The sequence below is a fragment of the Schumannella sp. 10F1B-5-1 genome, from assembly GCF_006517535.1.
Classification (GTDB): domain Bacteria; phylum Actinomycetota; class Actinomycetes; order Actinomycetales; family Microbacteriaceae; genus Schumannella.
The window spans coordinates 1-318 of the sequence record NZ_VHQH01000291.1; the positions used below are offsets into that span (position 1 = coordinate 1).

Below are 318 nucleotides of genomic sequence, written 5' to 3' on the forward strand. Positions count from 1 at the left end.
CGGCGGGCGGCCCACGGCCGCACGTGCGTCCACAGCCAGCGGGCGTGCGACAGCGGCTCGTCGTCGGCGCCCGGCTCCTCGTCGTGCATCGCGGCCTCGAGGCGGGCGAGCTCGGCGGCGCCCGCGAGTCCGAGGGTCTCGGCGGCCGCGTAGGAGAGCATGCGGTGCCCCCGGGAGCTGAGGTGCACGCGGTCGCCCGCCCACATCCGGGGATCGGCGAGGTCGAGCTCGGCGCTCGGGTCGAGGAAGAGGGCCCCCGACTCGCGTGCGCGGCGGCTGAGCTCGCGCGCGAAGACGAGGGTGCGGTCGTGGAGCGCC

General features: G+C 78.0%; 1 pseudogene. It reads right to left on the reverse strand.

The features are described from left to right. Nucleotides 1–318, reverse strand: a pseudogene (locus FJ658_RS16565) (glycosyl transferase); the annotation flags it as partial.